Below are 17234 nucleotides of genomic sequence, written 5' to 3' on the forward strand. Positions count from 1 at the left end.
ATAGCGATTAGACGCGACAACTTGTCGCGCATAGGCTTAAAGCTGACTAAACCGTCGGTGATGCCCCCATGAACGCCAAGCGTCCTGTTTGCGCGACGCCAGCCCTCGAAACGCCCGCGCCCGTCGCCAGCCAAACGTACAGTTACAGCGATTTTCAATACACCGAATCGGCCAGCACCGCGCTCGCCGAGGAAGTCGCGTTGGCAATTGCCTATAACGGTATCAGTCAGGCAGTGATGCTGGTGACGCCGACGGACCTGGAAGACTTCATCGTCGGTTTCAGCCTCGGCAGCGGCATCATCGAAGACGCCTCCGACATTTATGACCTGCAACTGAGCGGTTCGGGGTCGGCGCAGTACGCGCAAGTGACCATCGCCAACCGCGCCTTCTGGAACCTCAAGCAGCAACGTCGGCAACTGGCCGGCACCAGCGGTTGCGGGCTCTGCGGCGTGGAAGCGGTCGAACAGGCCTTGCCGGACCTCAAAGTGTTGCCCGGTGCGCCATTGCCGCCCGCCGAATGGCTCGACGGTTTGCGCCAGCGTATCGGCGCGTTCCAGCCACTCGGCCAGCATTGCGGCGCGGTGCATGCGGCGGTGTTCATGAACGCTCATGGCGAATTGCTGCTGGGCCGCGAGGACATTGGCCGGCACAACGCGCTCGACAAGCTGATTGGCGGGCTGATCCGGCAAAAGATCCCGACCACTGGCGGCCTGGCGATTGTCACCAGTCGTTGCAGCCTCGAATTGATCCAGAAAGTACTGCGCGCAGGCATCCAGACCCTGGTCAGCCTGTCGTCGCCCACGGGCCTTGCCGTGCAATGGGCCCGTCGTCACAACCTGAACCTTATCCATCTGCCACAGAAGAATGCGCCGCGGGTCTACAGCCCAGCTTTGGAGAATCAAGCGTGAGTCAACACCGTCAAGCCGACCAGAAACCTGTCCCCCGCTATAAGCCCTACAAGGGCCCAGCCGGTGGCTGGGGCGCACTGATCAGCGTCGCCCAGGCCTGGTTGACCAGCGACAACGCGCTGAAAAACCTGCGCATCATGCTCAAGACCAACCAGAACGGCGGCTTCGACTGCCCGGGTTGCGCCTGGGGCGATTCGCCGGAAAAGGGCATGGTGATGTTCTGCGAGAACGGCGCCAAAGCGGTGAACTGGGAAGCGACCAAACGGGCCGTCAACCCGGCATTCTTCGCCAAACACAGCGTCACCTCGCTACTAGAACAAAGCGATTACTGGCTTGAATATCAGGGGCGCCTGACCGAGCCGATGCGCTATAACGCCGAAACCGATCGCTACCAACCGATCAGCTGGGATGAGGCCTTCACCCTGATCGCCAAGCATCTGCGCGGTTTGTCGAGCCCGGATCAAGCCGAGTTCTACACCTCGGGACGTGCCAGCAACGAAGCGGCTTTCCTCTATCAATTGTTCGTGCGCGCCTATGGCACCAATAATTTCCCCGACTGTTCGAACATGTGCCACGAGGCCAGCGGTGTCGCGTTGGCGCAGAGCGTTGGCGTCGGTAAAGGCACCGTGACCTTCGACGACTTCGAACACGCCGATGCGATTTTCGTCTGGGGCCAGAACCCCGGCACCAACCATCCACGGATGCTCGAACCGCTGCGTGAAGCCGTGAAACGTGGCGCGCAAGTGGTGTGCATCAACCCGCTCAAAGAACGCGGCCTGGAACGTTTCCAGCACCCGCAACACCCGATCGAAATGCTCACCAACGGCGACAAACCGACCAACACCGCCTATTTCCGTCCGGCCTTGGGCGGCGACATGGCGGTACTGCGCGGCATGGCGAAATTCCTGCTGCAATGGGAGCGCGACGCGCAGAAAGCCGGTGAGCCTGCCGTGTTCGACCACGACTTCCTCAATGAACACAGTGTCAACGTGCTGGAGTACCTGGGCACCGTCGACGATACGCCGTGGGAGCAAATCGTCGAGCAGTCCGGCCTGACGCTCGTGGAAATCGAGCAAGCGGCGCGCATGTATGCCAAAGGCAAGAACGTGATCATGTGCTGGGCGATGGGTATCACCCAACATCGCCATTCGGTTGCGACCATCCAGGAAATCGCCAACCTGATGCTGCTGCGCGGCAACATTGGCCGCCCCGGCGCCGGCCTGTGCCCGGTGCGTGGCCACAGTAACGTGCAGGGCGACCGTACGATGGGCATCAACGAGCGTCCGCCGGTGGCGTTCCTCGATTCCCTGGAACGTCGCTTCCAGTTCAAAGTGCCGCGCGAAAACGGCCACAACGTGGTCGAGGCGATTCATGCCATGGCCGAAGGTCGTGCAAAAGTGTTCATCGCTCTGGGCGGTAACTTCGCCCAGGCCACTCCGGACAGCACGCGCACCTTCCAGGCTCTGAGCAACTGCGACCTGACCGTACAGATCAGCACCAAGCTCAACCGCAGCCATTTGGCTCACGGCAAGGAAGCACTGATCCTGCCGTGCCTGGGCCGCACCGACATCGATATCCAGACCGAAGGCCCGCAAGCGGTGACCGTGGAAGATTCGTTCAGCATGGTCCACGCCTCCAACGGCCAGTTGCAGGCTTTGTCGAACCAGATGCGCTCCGAGCCTGCGATCATCGCCGGTATCGCCGCCGCGACCCTGGGCAGCAAACCGGTGGACTGGAACTGGCTGGTGGCCGATTACTCGCGCATCCGTGACCTGATTGCCGATACGATTCCGGGCTTCAAGGACTTCAACGAGAAGATCAAGAATCCGGGCGGCTTCTACCTCGGCAACAGTGCCGGTTCCCGTCGCTGGAACACCGCGTCGGGCCGGGCGAATTTCCGTGCAAACGTCCTGCCCAAGGATCTGGTGCACGAGCGCACACGCTCCACAGGCGTGTTGCCGGACCTGATCATGCAGTCGATGCGCTCCCACGATCAGTACAACACCACCATTTATGGCCTCGACGACCGTTATCGCGGCGTGAAAGGTCAGCGTGATGTGTTGTTTGTGAACGAGGCGGATATTATTCGACTGGGGTTCAAACCGGGACAGAAGGCCGACATCGTTTCGATCTGGGACGATGGCCGTGAGCGTCGGGTGAAAGGCTTCACACTGCTGGCGTTTGATATTCCTGCGGGGCAAGCGGCGGCGTACTATCCGGAAGTGAATCCGCTGGTGCCGCTGGAAAGCACTGGGGATGGCAGCCATACGCCGACGTCGAAGTTTGTGGCGATCCGGTTGGAAGCGGCGAGTGAGATCGGGTTGATTTTGGCGAAGTCTGCGTAACGCGCAGCAGGTCTGGCCTCTTCGCGGGCAAGCCTCGCTCCTACAGATCAGTAGTGATCTCACGGTCACTGCAAAACCTGTAGGAGCGAGGCTTGCCCGCGAAGGCGTCCCACATGACAACACATGAGCAACTCCCTTCGGCACTTTCCAATCGCCCACAAAAAAGGCCGTTTTTTCACAAAAACGGCCATTCCGAAGTAGCTAAAGACCGGCGAAAAACACTTAAGTTCCAGCTAAAAAACAGTAACTTATAGAAATGTGCTGAAGTCGTGTTACTCGTCGGATTTCGATTGTCAGCCTTACGACACAGCCTCAGGATCGCGCCGTCATCCCCTTGAGGTTCCTCAAATGAAGTTCTCCTCGATTCTCTTGTTGTCCCTTGGCCTGGTCAGTGGCTTCGCTTCTGCCGGAGGCACCACCGAAGCAGGTGTGGGCGGCGCATTGGGCGGGGTTTTGGGCTCGGTCGTCGGTCAATCGCTAGGCGGCAACACAGGTTCAACCATTGGCGCGGCCCTGGGCGGCGCGGGTGGTAGCGCAGTCGGCGCAGACAAACGCAGCCGTGGCGAAGCGGCCATTGGCGGTGCGTTGGGCGCAGCAGGCGGTAACGTGGTCGGCCGCAGCATGGGCGGCACCACCGGCAGCCTGATCGGCTCCGCAGCAGGCGGCGGCGCCGGTGGCGCGCTGGGTAACTACATGGGCAACAAAAGCGATGATGATGACGATGATCGTCGTTCCTATCGCGGTCATGGTGATCGTCGCTATTACCGGGATGACCATCCGGGTCGCGGCCATGCTTATGGCCACCGCAAGCACAAACATCGCTATCACGACTGAGGCTTGAATCGCCTCGTTTACCGGTAGTTCAAAAAAATCGCAGCCCAATGGCTGCGATTTTTTTTGCCCCTCAAACCACCAATCGCTCCAGCGCACCGCGCAACCCGGCAGGAATCGCCACGGGCTGATTCGACACCCGATCCACAAACACATGCACGAAACGCCCCGCGGCGCAGGCTTCGTCTTCACCGGCCTTGAACACCGCCAATTCATATTGCACCGAGCTGTTGCCCAACTTGCCCACGCGCAAACCGATCTCGATCCGGTCGGGGAAAGCGATTGAAGCAAAATAATCGCAAGCCGAGCTCACCACAAACCCCACGACTTCGCCGTCATGAATATCCAGGCCGCCGACTTCGATCAGGTAGGTGTTCACCGCCGTGTCGAAGAAGCTGTAGTAGGTGACGTTGTTGACGTGACCGTAGGCATCGTTGTCGTGCCAGCGCGTGGTGATGGGCTGGAAGTGCGGGTAGTCGGTGCGTTGGGACATCAGCGTCGGTTCCTGAAGTTGGATGGCCAGTAGACCGTGTCGCTATCATCGCTGGCAAGCCAGCTCTACAGGATAGCGAGGACCTTGTAGGAGCTGGCTTGCCAGCGATGGCGCCACCACGGTCAATACACCACTTACCTATCACCAAACCCCGTGCCCACCGCCGCCAACTCCCCAATCAACCGCGCCGGCTGCCAGTGATCACCCTGTTTGGTTTCCAGCTGCAGTAGCCGCTGATGAATATCCGCCAACCCCTGTTGATCCGCCCAGGCCATCGGCCCGCCCTTGTCCGCTGGGAAGCCATAACCGTTGAGATACACCAGATCGATGTCATGCGCTGACGCCGCAATCCCTTCCTGAAGAATCTTCGCGCCCTCGTTGACCAGTGCCAGCAAGCAGCGCTCCAGAATTTCCTCAGGCCCGATCTCGCGACGCTGGAAACCCAATCCTTCGCTGACCTCCAGCACCAGCGCATCCACCTGCACATCGTGCTCAGCCTGGCGACTGCCCGCTTCGTAGTGGTAATAGCCGTTGCCACTCTTCTGCCCGAAACGGCCCAGTTCGCACAGACGGTTATCCACTTGAACCTGTGGCGCATCCTGCCCCTTGCCCGCCAGCTCCCGAGCCCGCCATTCGAGGTCGATACCAACCACGTCGTACATGCGGAACGGCCCCATGGCGAAACCGAACCCCTGCAACGCCGCATCCACCTGATAGGGATAAGCGCCTTCAAGCAGCATCTTGCGTGCTTCCAGCACGTAGGTTTTGAGCATGCGGTTGCCAATGAAGCCCTCGCAGTTGCCCGACACCACGCTGACCTTGCCCATGCGCTTGCCCAGGTCCAGCGCGGCTTCCAGCACCGCCGGTGAAGTCTGTGCGCCACGAACGATTTCCAGCAGTTTCATGATGTGCGCCGGGCTGAAGAAGTGCAGGCCCAGGACTTGTTTCGGGCGGCGGGTGGCCGCAGCAATGGCGTCGATATCCAGCGCCGACGTGTTGCTGGCCAATATGGCTTCGGGCTTGAGCAGGCCATCCAGCTCGCGGAAGATTCTCTGCTTGAGCTCGAGGTTTTCGTAAACCGCTTCGATCACCAGATCGACCTCGCGGATCGCTGCATAATCGGCAGCCGCCGTGACCCGTGCAATGCGCGCATCCGCTTCAGACTGATCAATCCGTCCTTGCCGCACGTTGTGCGCATAGGTCTGAGCCACGGTGGCCAGTGCCTGCTCAAGCATCTGCGGATTGTTATCGACCCACTGCACCGGCACCCCGGCATTCGCCAGGCACATGACAATGCCACGGCCCATGGTACCCGCACCGATGACGGCAGCGCGCTGAATGTTGAACGGTGTCTGGCTCATTGTTGTTCTCTTATTGGCGATCCAAAGACAGACCCCACCATAGTCAGCCACCCGGCTTTTTTGAAATTTATTCCTGTGATGGGGGACATTCAGCGGATGGATGCACGTCCGCCAGACACTGACATCCCTGTAGGAGCGAGGCTTGCCCGCGAAGGCGTCCTCAAGGTCATCGCAATGGCTGATGGCCTAATCGCCAGCAAGCCGGCTCCTACAAAGGTACGGGTCAGCCTGAGAGGTGTTGCTCAACCCAAGTCCGTACTTCGCCATACGGATACTCTTCCAGCGCCGCAAACCCCGGAATCGACCGAGCCTTGAGCTTGGTGAACAGCGGCACGCTGATCCCGCACAGAAACCGTGTCACCCGCTCAGCGGGAGGAATGCTGCCGGTGTGCTGCTCGTGCCTGTGGATAAAACCACCACACAGCGCCTCGAAGTTTTTATCCACAAGCGTCGGCAACTCCGGCGGTGCGGGCAGCCGCGCCACATGCCCGTGACACACCGAACAATGCCCGCACCGCTGCGGCGAGTTTTCGTCACCGAAGTATTCGGCCAGGCGATTACCCAGGCAGTGGTCAGTGGCGAACAGGTCCAGCATGGCGTGAATCCGCGCAATCTCGGTGCGTTCATGCCGGGTGAAACAATCATGCAGTTCGGCACTCAGCGCCTGAATGTCGAATGCCGTTTGCAGCAGGCTGTAGACCTCGGTCATCTGCTTGCTTTCCAGCTCGACCCAACCCTTTTCCTGGAAGTAATCCAACGCCTTGACCACCCGATTGCGCTCGGCTTGATGCTGCTCGTACAGCGCATCGAAATTCACCGTCGCCCAGGTCCGCGCGCGGCTGGAGGTCTGGATGATGGCCGCGACGAAATCCTTGCGCTCGCCCTCGAAGCGGGCCAGCAAGTCTTCCGGCTCCAGCAAATACTTGAAGCGATATTCAGCGTAATAGGCGTAACGCGGGGCGATGATCCCGCGCAGCTCCAATTGCACCAGCAAGGTCTTGAGCGGCAACTGGCGAATGTTGCTCTGATCGGCCAACGGCCCTAGCAGAAACTCCCAATGCCCCTCGGGCACGGCGGCTTGCAATTCGTCGAGCACATGACGGATGCCTTCCAGCTCCGGCGTGTCGCCGTAGACGAAGTTTTCCAGCACGTTGAGGCTGTCGCGGTTGGCCAGTACCAGGCAGTCCGATGGCTGCCCGTCACGCCCGGCGCGACCGATTTCCTGGCTGTAGTTTTCGATGGATTTGGGCAGGTCGAAATGCACCACGTTGCGTATGTCACTCTTGTCGATGCCCATGCCGAAGGCGATGGTGGCGACGATGCAATTGGACTGGCCGCCCATGAATCGTTTCTGAATGGCTTCACGTTGTTCGTGGGGTAAACCGGCGTGATAGGCCTCGGCCTGAATACCGTTGCGATCCAAGTGTTCGGCGATGTGTTCAGCGGTTTTCTGCAGCGTGACGTAGACGATGCTCGGCTGGTTGGGACGCTCGCTCATCCATTCGACCAAGCGTCGCCGTTTGTCCTGACCACGCACCGGTTCCACCAACAAGTTGAGGTTCGGCCGGTAGAAACCGGTGGTCACCACATCCTGGGGGGCAATGGCGAATTTCGCCTCCATGTCGGCGATCACTTTCGGGGTCGCGGTGGCGGTCAGCAGCAACGCTTGAGGAATGTTGAACTGACGCTGGTAATCCGGGAGTTTGAGGTAGTCGGGGCGGAAGTTATGACCCCACTCCGAGATGCAATGCGCCTCGTCCACCACCAGCAGCGAGATGGGCACTTGCTGCAAGAAATTGCGGAAGCGCTCGTTCTTCAGGCGCTCCACGGAAATCATCAAAATCTTCAATTCGCCGGACTTGGCGCGAGCCATCACGTCACCCGCGTCATCGCGGCTTTGAGCCGAATCGATACTGCCTGCCGAAATGCCATGGCGCTGCAAAAACGCCAATTGATCCTGCATCAACGCGAGCAGCGGCGAGACCACCAGCGTCAGGTGCGGCAGCAACACCGCTGACATCTGGTAACACAGGGACTTGCCTGAACCCGTGGGGAAAATCGCCGCCGCCGAGCGCCCGGCCATCACCGCGCTGACCACCGCCTCCTGGCCGGGTCGAAACTGTGGATAACCGAAAACCTGTTCCAGGGTGTTGTGCATAAGCTGTCACTCCGTTGACCGCTGCGAAGCCCAAAGCCTAGCCGGTGATCGCAGCGAGTCGAGAAAAGGTCGGGGGCAAAAACGATACGGGATGATACAGCGGATAGCGCGGGGGGGATGGCGGGGCTTGAGGAAAATGGCGACCGGTAGATCGCCATCGCTGGCAAGCCAGCTCCTACAGTTGGGCTTCGGCGGACAGCGATTTTATAGGCGCACCTGCCCTTTGTAGGAGCTGGCTTGCCAGCGATGAGGCCTGCAGCCTCACCAAAAAATCATGGTTGATCCCTTCAGGGCACCAACACCGCCACCCGCAGCTGTTCATTCAACATCTGCTCATGAAACACCTGGCTCTTGCTCGCCCACACCGCATGGGCCGGGCTGATTTCGCCGGTGAACGCCGCCGCCAACTGACGCAAATCAGCGACGCTTCGCACACGCGGGCAGAACGGTTCGCCGTCGCAGTTCTGACTGGCGTTGCGGTAGGTGGTCAGCAACCGATCCCACAACCCGTCACGCACTTGTCGCACAGACTTGAGCTTCACTGCCTGCACGCCCAGACGCTGTTTCAGCCCTTGCTCGTCCAGCGATTCGCTGGCCAGCAACGCCTTGCCGAACATCAACACCTCCGCACGAGACGCGGTGTCCATGTTCGCCTGAGTGGTGAGGGCGTCCGGCCAACCGGTGCGGGCCATGTTGGCAAGCATCATCGAACTGCCAGCGTCGGCTGCGCCCGTCAAACGACAAACACCCGCCCACAACAACAAAACCGAGGCCATACGTAGCCACTGCATACCTAATTCCCTTTAAGTGCCCAACCAGGCATTTTCGAAATGCCCTACAGATTCTGGCGCGCACCATACAGAGGTTTACTGCGTCGCGCCTGATAAACACGTAGGAAATTTCACCAGTAGGGGTTTCGATCAAAAAAACCTCGGGAAACGCGTAGGGCCAATGCCCGAAGACCAGTAAATCCCCTACACATTCTGTCGATTGCGGCTGTATTGCCGCAGCACGCCGTCCCCTTCATAGTTTTCGGCGCGGCTGAAACAGTGTGTCGGCCTGCCCGACTTCCCAAAGGACTGCCCCCGATGCAAGACCGCTACCGCCCCCTCAAAAGCAGCTACAGCGACACCCCGGTCCTGGTCATCGACACCGAGGCCGACCCACACGAAATCCTCGACGCCGCCCGCCAACGCATCCACGCCGCCAGCGACCTGCTCGAAACCCTGTATTGCCTGTGCTTCAAACAGGCAGACGCAAGCGACATCCCCAACATCGTCAACGCCCTCTACCTGTTGACCCAGGACGGCAACGAACTCCTCGACATCGCCCGCCAACGCCTCCCAAAACTCACCGCCGGCTAATGCCCACCACCCCCTCCCTGTAGGAGCGAGGCTTGCCCGCGAAGAACGATAACGCGGTGAATCTGATGAAAACCAAAATCCCCGAAACCCAATCATCTCGAGAAAAAGCAGCCTACGACGCATGGTTCAGAGCACAGGTACAAGCCAGTCTCGACGACCCACGCCCAAGCATTCCCGACGAAGAAGCCAGACAACTGATGGCAGTCAAACGCGAAAAATTACGCAAAAGATAAGTCCGTAGGCAACGCCCTATCAAAGCTTCATCCCGGTCCTACAACACAAGACACCTTGTCGCCTATCGCCAACCGGTGGCTCGAATCTATAGTCGGACCGTCGCTGCCAATTCAGCGACTCAGGTTTGGTCACCTGAATTTGAGAGAAAACTTATGCATGCCCTTGTATGCTGCCGACTTCTTTTGTGTCGGCACGCTTTATGGCGGCTGTGTTTGGGACGCTTCTGCGTACCCGGGTTTTCTCTCCCTGGTTGACCAACCTGAACACAGTCCGCCACCCATCGTTTGGTCACGATAGTGGCGGGTCTTCAGCTACATAAAAGAGAAAATTCAAATGAATACCTGGAACCCGCTCACCGATCGCTACCGCCCACTCCAAACCAACCTCACCGATTCCCCACCCCTGATCATCGACACAGAAGCCAACCCGCAAGACATCCTCGAAGCCGCCCTCCAGCGCATCCGAGCCTCCAGCGAACTACTCCGAACCCTGCATTGCCAATCCTTCGAGCAAGGCGATCTAGAAGACATCCCCCACATCACCCACGCGCTCTACCTACTGACCCAAGACGGCTGCGACCTGCTAAAAGTCGCCCAACAACGCATGATGGGCTGGAAAGCGCCTGCCTGACGCTAAGCGCTAACAGGTAAGCCGCACCCTTGTGGGAGCCGGCTTGCCTGCGCCTCGCAGGATTCGACACGTCGCCAGAGGACATCCTCACTCCACTTCCTGCGCGAGAGGGAGTGCTCGCCAAATACCGGGAAGACAATCCGTCACAATCTGCTCATGCCCTTCCCACCAAACCTGACGACCAATAAGATCCGCCCAAGCCCAACCGGACGTCCCCAAATGAACCTCGCCTCCAATTTCCCCGACGACCAAACCATGCACCTGCTCATGCAGCTGCTGCACGAGGAACTCGGCCTGCCCGAACGCAAAACCATCAGCCTCACCACCTCGATCAACTTCGACCTGGGCTGCGACGGTGCCGATGCTCAAAACCTGATGGAAGCACTGGAAGAACAGTTCGCCATCGACCTCATCGATTACGACGCCTATCGCTACTTCCAACCCGAAGGCTACGATGTCTTCCTCAAACGCAGGGCCAAGGGGCGTGGCGACAAAGTCCCGCTTACCATCGGCATGCTCTACCAGGCCATTAAGGCCCGACGCTGGGACACTCAGACGCTGGAAGGCTTCTAACGTCCGCAGCACACACCTATAAGGACATAGCGTGGACGTACTGATGGGTTTACTCGCCGCCTTACTGTGGGGCGGCACGGATTTTCTGGTGGGTTTGAATGCCCGCGCAGTGGGCGTAAAACGCGCGGTGTATTTCGGTCAGGCGCTGGGGTTCAGCATCATGAGCCTGCTGTTGGTCGCCTTCCCCGCGTTCATCCTTAAGTCGATGTCGGCGTCACTCACTGTCTGGCTGTTCGGCGTTGTCGCCGCCGTGCTGACGGTGTCTGGTGCCCTCGCGTTGTCCAAAGCCTTTGCCCTCGGTAAAGCGTCCATCGTTGCGCCGCTGGTAACTTCTTATGGCGTTGTGACGACGTTGCTGTCCTGGGCCGGAGGTGAGCAGATCAGCCTGATTCAGCTGCTTTGCATTGCTCTGTGCGTGATCGGGGTGATTCTCTCCAGCATTCATTCCGACTCGAAAATCCCACACACCACTCAAGCCAGCAGTTCGATTGCCTATGCGCTGCTGGCCGCCGTTTTTTACGGCACCAGTTTCTGGCTGCAAGGCCACTTCGTGCTTCCGGTACTTGGTCCGGTAACGATGCTTTGGCTCGCCTATCTGGTTGGTCTGATCGTGCTGGTGGTTATCGTCCTGAGGATCGAGGACGGGCTGAAAATTCCACCGTTGAAAAACTGCATGACGCTGACCGGCGCCAGCTTGATGAACCTGGGTGGGTTTTCTTCGTTCGCCTGGGGCGCGGTGGCAGGATCGGTTTCGGTGGTGACCGTGATCAGTACGTTGTCTGGAGGGATTGCGGCGATTCTGGGGTACGTATTTTTCAAGGAAAGGCTGGCAAAGTTACAGGTACTTGGCGTGGTTCTGGTGTTGGTGGGCGCGTTCTTTTTGCACCTGAAAACCTGAGCCGCCCTCACAAAAAAGGCACCTTACGGAATCCAATACCTGTAGGAGCCAGCTTGCTGGCGATGGCCCTTAACGATAACGCGTGCTGTCTGGATAAACGCGGCGCACTTGAGTTTATCGCCAGCAAGCTGGCTCCTACAGGTAATGCGTGAGCCACAAAAAAGCCGCCCCAAAGGGCGGCTTTTTCATTACATCAAACCAATCTTACAACTTCGGCCCAGCAGCCTTGATCGCGTCGCTCACTTCGAACTTCTTGAAGTTCTCAACGAACAACCCGGCCAGTGCTTTAGCCGCTTCATCGTAAGCAGCCTTGTCAGCCCAGGTGTTACGTGGGTTCAACAGGCCAGTTTCAACGCCCGGTACGGCCAGTGGCACGTCGAGGTTGATGGTGTCGAGGTGTTCGGTTTCAGCACCGATCAACGCGCCGCTCTGGATCGCAGCGATGACGCCGCGAGTGGTCGGGATGTTGAAGCGTTTGCCGACGCCATAGCCGCCGCCGGTCCAGCCGGTGTTGACCAGGTAGACCTTGGAGCCGAAGCCGCGGATGCGCTTGATCAGCAGCTCTGCGTATTCGCCGGCCGGACGCGGGAAGAACGGTGCGCCGAAGCAGGTGGAGAAGGTCGACTTGATGCCGCTGCCGGAACCCATTTCGGTCGAGCCCACCAGTGCGGTGTAGCCGGACAGGAAGTGGTAGGCCGCTTGTTCTTCGCTGAGGATCGACACTGGTGGCAGTACGCCGGTCAGGTCGCAGGTCAGGAAGATCACAGCGTTTGGCTCGCCACCGAGGTTCTTCTCGGAACGCTTGGCAACGTGCTCCAGCGGGTAGGCGGCGCGGCTGTTCTGGGTCAGGCTGACATCGGCGTAGTCGGCGTGCTTGGCGTCGTCGATCACGACGTTTTCCAGGACTGCGCCGTGCTTGATGGCTTTCCAGATGACCGGCTCGTTCTTCTCGGACAGGTCGATGCACTTGGCATAGCAACCGCCTTCGATGTTGAAGACAACGCCTTCGCCCCAGCCGTGTTCGTCGTCACCGATCAGGTAACGGCTTTCGTCGGCCGACAGGGTGGTTTTACCGGTGCCGGACAGGCCGAAGAACAGGGTCACGTCGCCCGCTTCGCCGATGTTGGCGGCGCAGTGCATCGGCAGTACGTCAGCGGCCGGCAGCAGGAAGTTCTGCACCGAGAACATGGCTTTCTTCATTTCACCGGCGTAACGCATGCCGGCGATCAGCACTTTCTTCTGTGCGAAGTTGATAATCACGCAACCGTCGGAGTTGGTGCCGTCACGCTCTGGCACGCACTCGAAGTTGGCAACGTTGAGCACTTGCCACTCAGCACGACCCGCCGGGTTGTACTGGGCCGGGTTGATGAACAGGCAACGACCGAACAGGTTCTGCCAGGCAGTCTGGGTGGTCATCTTCACGGCCAGGTAGTGATCTTCGGCCGCGCCTACATGCACGTGGGAAACGAAATGATCTTGCGCGTTGTTGAACGCCTCGACGCGAGCCCACAGGGCATCGAACTTGTCGGCCGGGAACTTGCGGTTGATCGGGCCCCAGGCGATAGCGGCCTGGGTGGTCGGCTCTTCAACGATGAAACGATCGACTGGCGAGCGACCGGTACGGTGACCGGTGCGAACAACCAGCGCGCCGGTATCGGCAAGCTCGCCTTCACCGCGATTCAGGGCTTCTTTAACCAGATCATCAACACTCAGATCGGTGTACACGGCGTTATTGGCTTGCGTCATGAGGTTCCCCGTCGGCCAGTGGCCGAGTGCTCCAAACGTTTTGTAGTAGAAAGTCGTGCACTACTACCGCGAAAAAAGTGGGCCGGATTATGCCAGAAACGCCCAAAAAAAGTAGGGCCCTCCCGTCGTAACGGCGTTATTCCGGCACTTTCCAGTGAATTTACCTGCGCTGAACCGTTTTAGTGACGGGTATCTGACGGCGTGTCGACGCCCGCACCGGCGAATAATTGAACGATATCGGCGGCGTCGAACAGGTAACGTTCATTGCAGAACTGACAGTCGACCTCGATGTTGCCACCGTGTTCGACGACCAGGCTCTGCGCATCTTCCAGACCCAAACTGACCAGAGCATTGGCAGAACGTTCGCGCGAGCAGCTGCAACGGAAGCGCAATTTCTGCACATCGAACAGCCGGACCTGCTCTTCGTGGTAGAGGCGATGGAGCACGGTTTCGTTGTCCAGGCCGAGCAATTCATCGGCGGTCAGGGTACTGCCCAGCGCGGTGATGTGCTGCCAGCTGGCGGCGCGTTCTTCTTCGTCTTTCAGGCGATCGGCGGGCAGTTGCTGCAGCAACAGGCCGCGGGCGCGACGGCCATCGGCGTACAGCCAGAAACGTGTGCCCACCTGTTGCGACATCACGAAGTAGTTAGTGAAGCATTCCGAGAGGGTTTCGCCATCCAGGTCGACGATACCCTGATAACGCTGGCCCACGGTCGGGTCGACGGTCAGCGCCAATACGCCGTTTGGCATCAGGTCGGCGAGGGTGGCGTCGGGGGCGATCTGGTCGGCCTCGTAACGGGCCAGACCACGGATGTCACGTTCGCTGGAGCATTCGATCATCAGCAACGGGATCGGGCCGTCGGACCGCGCCTGAAGAATCAGCAGACCATCAAACTTCAAGGTGCCGACCAGCAACGATGCCGCGGCCATCAGTTCGCCAAGCAGTTGCGCGACCGGCTCCGGATACGGGTGTTTGGCAAGGACCTCGGCGTAGCTGCGCTCCAACGAAACCAGCTCGCCGCGGGTGTCGCTGTCATCGAAGATGAAGCGTTGGGTGTAGTCGGTATCCGGTAGATCGGTCATAGGTCTGGGTATCTGAAGTAAATGATAAAAAGGTTACAAACGAGAAAATCGCGCCTCTGTAGCACCGTTTTGGTGCGCACTGTTCAGCCATGGGAGGCATTTTATGAACAATCCGGTTTTGTTCCAAGCAAGGTGGAACGTCCGCCGGCGGCGTTGTGCAATTTTGTGCCGCTGGCGCTGCTGGCCTTCTGGTTATGGCCTACAGGTCAGAGGCTGTGTGCGATTTTCGACGAGTGGCTTTCCATCCACTCGATTCGCCGCTGGCGATTCACCCGATATGGCTGCGCACTCGGGTAATTGCAAGTCTGCGACCGTTCGATGCGGTGGTTGGGGGATGCTAGTCGTCGGAGAAATATGGTGCGTAGCGCCCGATTTTTTCGTTGGAGGGCGAGTGCTGCGCACTCGATCGCCGGCAAGCCAGCTCCTACAGTGACCGCGTCGTTCAAACGTAACGCAATCTCCTGTAGGAGCTGGCTTGCCAGCGATAGCGTCAGCCCAGACAACGCAGAAACAACCGACTCACTCGTCGTTGCTGCTCCCACGAAATTTAAACAGATCCCGCCGCTGCTTCTTGCTTGGTTTGCCGTCAGTGCTCACGCCCAGCGAGCCCGCCTTGCGCATCGCCGCAGCCGCTTCGCGCTTGGCGATGCTGGCTTCAGTTTCGGCGTACAAGGTCTGAGCTTCCGGCGCACCACGGCGCACGATCGATAACGCCTGGACTACCACCGTGCGCTCTTCGAACCCTGCGCGAATCTGAAACTCGTCGCCGATCCGCGGCTCTTTGCCCGGCTTGCAACGCTCACCCCGGCAATGCACCTTGCCACTTTCAATCGCCGCTTTCGCCAAGGCACGTGTCTTATAAAAACGCGCGGCCCACAACCACTTATCGAGACGGACCTTGTCGTCCTCTTCGCTTTTTTGTGCCATGGAATTTCCTCATTCTGAAATATTGGTGAACTGTACTACCGTTTCTGTCGTGCCAGGATTTCCACCGACCCGTACTACAATGCGCACGCCACACCTCGCTTGCAGGGGTGGAATTCCGGGCTGTAGATATCTGTCGCCTTTTAACCATTATTCTGCGTGAATACCGCGAATCCGGCCGCGTGCGGCCCCAGCGGTATCCACCGGTTGAGTACCTTTGAAGACATTTGACCATTTGACCGTTGTCGGTCTGCGCGAGTGGGTGGCGCTCCCGGGTTTGGGAGTCGCGGGCCTGCGGGCAAAAATCGACACCGGTGCCAGCACCTCCAGCCTGCATGCCACTGACATCGAACCGTTCGAGCGCGACGGCGAACAGTGGGTGCGTTTCACCGCGCACCTGGGCACGGTAGTGCAGTTGCGACACCGGCGCTGTGAAGCACCACTGGTGACGATGAAATCCATCAAAAGCTCCAACGGCCAGGCGCAGAAGCGTTACGTGGTCAGCACTACCCTGGCCCTCGGTGATCGGGTCTGGCGGGTCGAGTTCACCCTCGCCTGCCGCAAGTCCATGCGTTATCGCCTGCTTCTCGGTTCCAAAGCCCTGATCGACGGCCAACTGGTGGTCAATCCGGGCATTAAATATGTACAAGACAAGCCGGTGTTCCCGGTATCTACCTCCTCCACAGGTGTTGCATGAAGATCGCTGTGCTGTCGCGGAACCCGCGTCTGTATTCCACTCGTCGTCTGGTCGAAGCCGGTACCGAGCGTGGCCATGAAATGGTGGTGATCGACACCCTGCGCGCCTACATGAACATTGCCAGCCACAAGCCGCAGATCCACTACCGCGGCAAGCCGCTGGAAGGTTTCGACGCGGTGATCCCCCGGATCGGTGCGTCGGTAACGTTCTATGGCTGCGCGGTGCTGCGTCAGTTTGAAATGATGGGGGTGTTCCCGCTTAACGAATCGGTGGCCATTGCCCGCTCGCGGGACAAACTGCGTTCGCTGCAATTGCTCTCGCGCCGCGGGATCGGTTTGCCAGTCACCGGGTTTGCCCACTCTCCGGATGACATCCCCGACCTGATCGACATGGTCAACGGCGCGCCGCTGGTGATCAAGGTGCTGGAAGGCACCCAGGGCATCGGCGTGGTGCTGTGCGAAACCGCGACGGCGGCGGAATCGGTGATCGAGGCGTTCATGGGCCTCAAGCAGAACATCATGGTTCAGGAGTACATCAAGGAAGCCGGCGGTGCGGACATTCGCTGCTTCGTGGTCGGCGACAAGGTGATTGCAGCGATGAAGCGTCAGGCCAAGCCTGGGGAGTTTCGCTCCAACCTGCATCGCGGTGGCAGCGCCAGCCTGATCAAGATCACGCCGGAAGAACGCATGACTGCATTACGCGCTGCGAAGGTGATGGGGCTGGCGGTGGCGGGTGTGGATATTCTGCGTTCGAATCACGGGCCGTTGGTGATGGAAGTGAATTCGTCGCCGGGGCTGGAAGGGATTGAAACCACCACCGGGAAGAATGTGGCGGGGATCATCATTGAGCATCTTGAGAAGAATGGTGGGCCGAATATGACTCGGACCAAGGGTAAGGGCTGAACTTAAGCTTTGCGGTGGCAGGGATGCCGCCTTCGCGAGCAAGCCCGCTCCCACAGGGGAAACGCATTCCAATGTGGGAGCGGGCTTG

17 protein-coding genes and 1 pseudogene are annotated in these 17234 nt (G+C 59.2%); 11 read left to right on the forward strand and 7 right to left on the reverse strand.

The features are described from left to right. Window positions 1–68: 68 nt before the first annotated feature. From fdhD to PMI32_RS25820, 3 genes are all read left to right on the forward strand, one after another. The gene (gene fdhD, locus PMI32_RS25830) at window positions 69–908 is read left to right on the forward strand and encodes a formate dehydrogenase accessory sulfurtransferase FdhD (RefSeq protein ID WP_008025040.1); all 840 of its coding nucleotides are present in this window, start codon (window positions 69–71) and stop codon (window positions 906–908) included. Next, entirely contained in the window at window positions 905–3253 is a 2349-nt protein-coding gene (locus tag PMI32_RS25825) for an FdhF/YdeP family oxidoreductase (RefSeq protein WP_008025041.1), read from the forward strand. The genes fdhD and PMI32_RS25825 overlap by 4 nt, the downstream gene beginning before the upstream one ends. A gap of 348 nt (window positions 3254–3601) precedes the next feature. Then, window positions 3602–4087, forward strand: coding sequence for a glycine zipper domain-containing protein (locus PMI32_RS25820; RefSeq protein ID WP_008025043.1), 486 nt, complete (start codon window positions 3602–3604; stop codon window positions 4085–4087). A gap of 70 nt (window positions 4088–4157) precedes the next feature. Here PMI32_RS25820 and PMI32_RS25815 read toward each other — a convergent pair whose 3' ends face one another. From PMI32_RS25815 to PMI32_RS25800, 4 genes are all read right to left on the reverse strand, one after another. Then, the gene (locus PMI32_RS25815; protein ID WP_008025044.1) at window positions 4158–4577 is read right to left on the reverse strand and encodes an acyl-CoA thioesterase; all 420 of its coding nucleotides are present in this window, start codon (window positions 4575–4577) and stop codon (window positions 4158–4160) included. A gap of 134 nt (window positions 4578–4711) precedes the next feature. Next, a complete protein-coding gene (locus PMI32_RS25810; protein WP_008025046.1) occupies window positions 4712–5938 on the reverse strand; it encodes a 3-hydroxyacyl-CoA dehydrogenase in 1227 nt (408 codons plus the stop codon). A gap of 223 nt (window positions 5939–6161) precedes the next feature. After that, window positions 6162–8096, reverse strand: coding sequence for a RecQ family ATP-dependent DNA helicase (locus PMI32_RS25805; RefSeq protein WP_008025048.1), 1935 nt, complete (start codon window positions 8094–8096; stop codon window positions 6162–6164). 287 nt (window positions 8097–8383) lie between these two features. After that, window positions 8384–8887: a hypothetical protein gene (locus tag PMI32_RS25800; protein WP_008025049.1), complete on the reverse strand. Its 504-nt coding sequence runs from the start codon at window positions 8885–8887 to the stop codon at window positions 8384–8386. Window positions 8888–9184: 297 nt separating this feature from the next. Here PMI32_RS25800 and PMI32_RS25795 point away from each other — a divergent pair, with 297 nt between their 5' ends. From PMI32_RS25795 to PMI32_RS25780, 5 genes are all read left to right on the forward strand, one after another. Continuing rightward, window positions 9185–9460, forward strand: a complete 276-nt coding sequence (locus tag PMI32_RS25795; RefSeq protein ID WP_008025051.1) for a hypothetical protein — start codon at window positions 9185–9187, stop codon at window positions 9458–9460. A gap of 32 nt (window positions 9461–9492) precedes the next feature. Beyond that, window positions 9493–9693 carry a type II toxin-antitoxin system RelB family antitoxin gene (gene relB / locus PMI32_RS29510; protein WP_081501747.1) on the forward strand — a complete coding sequence of 67 codons (201 nt, stop codon included), beginning with the start codon at window positions 9493–9495 and terminating at the stop codon, window positions 9691–9693. 334 nt (window positions 9694–10027) lie between these two features. Further along, complete coding sequence (locus PMI32_RS25790; RefSeq protein WP_008025053.1) at window positions 10028–10324, forward strand: hypothetical protein; 297 nt, start codon at window positions 10028–10030, stop codon at window positions 10322–10324. A 219-nt stretch (window positions 10325–10543) separates the two neighbouring features. Next, window positions 10544–10897, forward strand: a complete 354-nt coding sequence (locus tag PMI32_RS25785; RefSeq protein ID WP_008025055.1) for a DUF1493 family protein — start codon at window positions 10544–10546, stop codon at window positions 10895–10897. Between the two features lie 43 nt (window positions 10898–10940). After that, the gene (locus PMI32_RS25780) at window positions 10941–11795 is read left to right on the forward strand and encodes a DMT family transporter (RefSeq protein WP_008025056.1); all 855 of its coding nucleotides are present in this window, start codon (window positions 10941–10943) and stop codon (window positions 11793–11795) included. A 204-nt stretch (window positions 11796–11999) separates the two neighbouring features. Here the strand turns inward: PMI32_RS25780 and PMI32_RS25775 are convergent, their stop codons facing one another. Then, complete coding sequence (locus PMI32_RS25775) at window positions 12000–13541, reverse strand: phosphoenolpyruvate carboxykinase (RefSeq protein ID WP_008025058.1); 1542 nt, start codon at window positions 13539–13541, stop codon at window positions 12000–12002. A gap of 179 nt (window positions 13542–13720) precedes the next feature. Further along, window positions 13721–14623: an Hsp33 family molecular chaperone HslO gene (gene hslO, locus PMI32_RS25770; protein WP_008025061.1), complete on the reverse strand. Its 903-nt coding sequence runs from the start codon at window positions 14621–14623 to the stop codon at window positions 13721–13723. 103 nt (window positions 14624–14726) lie between these two features. Here hslO and PMI32_RS30555 point away from each other — a divergent pair. Continuing rightward, window positions 14727–14955, forward strand: a pseudogene (locus tag PMI32_RS30555) (phosphatase PAP2 family protein); the annotation flags it as partial. Between the two features lie 187 nt (window positions 14956–15142). Here PMI32_RS30555 and PMI32_RS25765 read toward each other — a convergent pair. Continuing rightward, window positions 15143–15550, reverse strand: a complete 408-nt coding sequence (locus PMI32_RS25765; RefSeq protein WP_008025063.1) for an RNA-binding S4 domain-containing protein — start codon at window positions 15548–15550, stop codon at window positions 15143–15145. Window positions 15551–15764: 214 nt separating this feature from the next. On the opposite strand from PMI32_RS25765, the gene rimB reads away from it, so the two are divergent. Beyond that, entirely contained in the window at window positions 15765–16244 is a 480-nt protein-coding gene (gene rimB, locus PMI32_RS25760) for a retropepsin-like aspartic endopeptidase RimB (RefSeq protein ID WP_008025065.1), read from the forward strand. Beyond that, on the forward strand, window positions 16241–17146 hold the full coding sequence (gene rimK, locus PMI32_RS25755; RefSeq protein WP_007949201.1) for a 30S ribosomal protein S6--L-glutamate ligase: 906 nt from the start codon (window positions 16241–16243) through the stop codon (window positions 17144–17146). Before rimB ends, rimK begins: the two co-directional genes overlap by 4 nt. Window positions 17147–17234 lie beyond the last annotated feature (88 nt).

This window comes from Pseudomonas sp. GM60 (genome assembly GCF_000282415.1).
Lineage (GTDB): Bacteria > Pseudomonadota > Gammaproteobacteria > Pseudomonadales > Pseudomonadaceae > Aquipseudomonas > Aquipseudomonas migulae.

Coding starts and splice junctions, on each gene's coding strand:
- PMI32_RS25775 (WP_008025058.1), bottom strand. CDS start 13,541: ATGACGCAAGCCAATAACGCCGTGTACACCGATCTGAGTGTTGATGAT.
- PMI32_RS25795 (WP_008025051.1), top strand. CDS start 9,185: ATGCAAGACCGCTACCGCCCCCTCAAAAGCAGCTACAGCGACACCCCG.
- PMI32_RS25820 (WP_008025043.1), top strand. CDS start 3,602: ATGAAGTTCTCCTCGATTCTCTTGTTGTCCCTTGGCCTGGTCAGTGGC.
- PMI32_RS25810 (WP_008025046.1), bottom strand. CDS start 5,938: ATGAGCCAGACACCGTTCAACATTCAGCGCGCTGCCGTCATCGGTGCG.
- PMI32_RS25805 (WP_008025048.1), bottom strand. CDS start 8,096: ATGCACAACACCCTGGAACAGGTTTTCGGTTATCCACAGTTTCGACCC.
- fdhD (WP_008025040.1), top strand. CDS start 69: ATGAACGCCAAGCGTCCTGTTTGCGCGACGCCAGCCCTCGAAACGCCC.
- rimK (WP_007949201.1), top strand. CDS start 16,241: ATGAAGATCGCTGTGCTGTCGCGGAACCCGCGTCTGTATTCCACTCGT.
- hslO (WP_008025061.1), bottom strand. CDS start 14,623: ATGACCGATCTACCGGATACCGACTACACCCAACGCTTCATCTTCGAT.
- PMI32_RS25765 (WP_008025063.1), bottom strand. CDS start 15,550: ATGGCACAAAAAAGCGAAGAGGACGACAAGGTCCGTCTCGATAAGTGG.
- PMI32_RS25800 (WP_008025049.1), bottom strand. CDS start 8,887: ATGCAGTGGCTACGTATGGCCTCGGTTTTGTTGTTGTGGGCGGGTGTT.
- PMI32_RS25815 (WP_008025044.1), bottom strand. CDS start 4,577: ATGTCCCAACGCACCGACTACCCGCACTTCCAGCCCATCACCACGCGC.
- PMI32_RS25780 (WP_008025056.1), top strand. CDS start 10,941: ATGGGTTTACTCGCCGCCTTACTGTGGGGCGGCACGGATTTTCTGGTG.
- PMI32_RS25790 (WP_008025053.1), top strand. CDS start 10,028: ATGAATACCTGGAACCCGCTCACCGATCGCTACCGCCCACTCCAAACC.
- PMI32_RS25785 (WP_008025055.1), top strand. CDS start 10,544: ATGAACCTCGCCTCCAATTTCCCCGACGACCAAACCATGCACCTGCTC.